The 2,646-nt window shown below is 37.9% G+C and carries 1 protein-coding gene; it reads right to left on the bottom strand.

What is annotated here, in order from left to right; all coding sequences use genetic code 11:
- Positions 1-288: 288 nt before the first annotated feature.
- Positions 289-2,616 (bottom strand): putative PEP-binding protein, encoded by a 2,328-nt coding sequence (locus tag IQ228_RS24525; RefSeq protein WP_193964770.1) that lies wholly within the window; start codon positions 2,614-2,616, stop codon positions 289-291.
- Positions 2,617-2,646: the final 30 nt, after the last annotated feature.

Genomic DNA, 2,646 nt, shown 5'->3' on the forward strand with positions numbered 1-2,646 from the left:
ATTAAAAAACCTGAAAGCTTTGTCTGTTGGGTTTTTCAGGCAACTTGACATATTAACGAATGGTTCTTAAATTGGCTAGAAAACGATTAGCAAACCGATATAGAGATTTTGCGAATTTCAAATGACCTAAAAAAATCAAATCTATAACGTTTTTCATGCTGTTTTCGTGGAATCTCATATAGAGTGTTTTTTGTACCCCCCGTGAACGGTTACTTCCCGAATAGGTGGTTCGCCCCCATTTATTGAGCGGATACGTTTTTTCTGTTCTTGATGAGCAATTAAAAAAATTTACAAATTTTCCAGTTGCTTCCTTGCTGCTGCTAAAATTAATCTTTGTTCAGCACGAGCGATCGCTTGATAAGTCCTTTCCACTGCTTCCGGTTCTACAGAAATAGAACTAATCCCCCATTCTATTAATTTATCAATCATTTCTGGATAAAGCACCGGAGCTTGACCACAGATAGAACAGGAAATACCCCCAGCTTGAGACATTTTAATTAATTGAGATATTGCACCCATCACTGCTGGATGACTTTCATCAAGATATTTCGAGCCTATTCCTGGTTTTCCCTGTTCTCGATCTATTCCTAACAATAATTGTGTTAAATCATTTGTGCCAATGGAAATACCCATCACACCAGCTTTAATATATTCAGGTAATAGAAATAATACACTAGGAACTTCTGCCATCATCCATAATTGAAACTGGGATATTTGCATTAGCCCAGCTTGCTCAACCTTGTGACGACAAAATACAAATTCTTCAACACTGCGGACAAAAGGTAATAGCAAATTAATATTTCTATAGCCAGATGCTTGAACTATCGCTAAAGCTTGTAATTCTAATTCAAAAACAGCCGGATTTTGTATATAGCTGAAAATACCCCGATCGCTGATAATTGATGACTTTGATAATGGGGGATCTGTACTCAATGATGGCAAATCATGAGGTAGCCAATCTAAAGACCGATAAAAAATCGGTCTGGGTGAAAAAGCACGGGCAAACTGCATAATTTGCTTAGATAATAACTCTAATAATTCCGCTTTTCTTCCGGCTTTCAACCATTCTTGAGGATGTTTTTTCTCCAGAATATTTAACATCATTAATTCTGAACGCAATAATCCCACCCCATCCACAGGTAAACTTTTTACTTGTTTAATTAATCGTTCTTGACTCAAATTTATGAGTAACTTAGTCGCAATTATGGGTAAATTTATTGGCTGGTAACTGACAATTTTTTCCTCTTTAATTAATCCTTCTATCTCCTCACTAGGAAAATTTTCCTCATCTCCGGTGAGCCGATATACTTCTCCCTTATCACCATCTATTAATAATTTTTCACCTGCTTGTAAAATAGTTGTTGCACCAGTGGCATTCACCACCGCAGGAATACCCAACTCTCTGGCTAAAATCGCCCCATGACTAGTTAATCCCCCTTGTTCTGTAATAATCCCCGCAACGCCTTGTAGTAAGGGCAAACAATCAGGAGTAATCATTGGGGCGATGAGAATTACGCCTTGAGGAACTTGGATTGCTTTTTGTGATGAATTAAAAATATGGGCATTAGCAATAATTCTCCCTCTGGCTGCCCCAACGCCTTGAATAAATTGCACACTCTTGTTTACAGATTGGGGAACAGTAACTTCTGTAATATAGAGTTTTGTGGCTAAAGATTCTTTGGCAACTGTCCATTTCATAGTTAAAGTTGCACCTAATTCACTGACTATTTGATTGCCTACAGTAATTAATTCTTGCAAGAATTCTTCTGGCAAAGCATATTCTTGTTGTTGAGATTCTTCTAAAATATAAGCTAATAAAAAATCAGTATCTAATGTTGGTTGCAGTTGTTCATCTGTAAAAGCATTACCATGATTAAGACGATACGCCAACATCTTATTACCCAATTGTCTTTCTACCACTGCGCCGGTTTTTGGTTCTATGTAGTAAACATCTGGTAATACTTCACCGTTGGTAATTGCTAGTCCTAAACCCCAAGTAGCTTCAATATCCCATGCCGATGATTTAGTATTGATTACACCAGAAGCGATCGCATTGTCAACTGGTTGCACTAACACCCCTAAATTAATGCTAGGCAAACTAATCCCCGCACTGTGCCAATATAGTAAACTTCTCGCCCGGAATAACTGACTCCAAAGCAGCTTTAAAGCTTCACCTATTTCCTCTTCTTCACAAGGACAAAATACTGGTTCTAATAACCCAGATACATTTTTCATTTCTTGGTTATTTGATATTGCCAAACTGGGACGCAAAATTAAACTGCTTCTTTGCCATTGTCTGGCTGCTTGAAAAATTGTCCTCACCCAATGAGGTGGCACAGTCGCTGAGATAATTTCCTGACGTAAGCGTCCGGCTACCTGTTGCAGTTGTCGCCAATTATGTACATCTAAATGTAGAGAAGAATAGGGTAAATCAGCAATTAACGACTCTGAACTATTGAGAGTTTCCAGGAATTGCCGTAAAACATCCGCTTCTACCACAAAACCAGGCAGAACAGGATAGCCCTGCTGTTTAATCTTACTTAAATAAAACGCCTGAACGCCAACCTTGGGGCGGTCTTGTAGTTTAATTTGGTCAAGCCAATAGAGTTTATCCACTCAATTTATTAAATAATATTTATTACATAC

The sequence above is a fragment of the Dolichospermum sp. LEGE 00246 genome (genome assembly GCF_015207865.1).
Taxonomy (GTDB): domain Bacteria; phylum Cyanobacteriota; class Cyanobacteriia; order Cyanobacteriales; family Nostocaceae; genus Dolichospermum; species Dolichospermum heterosporum.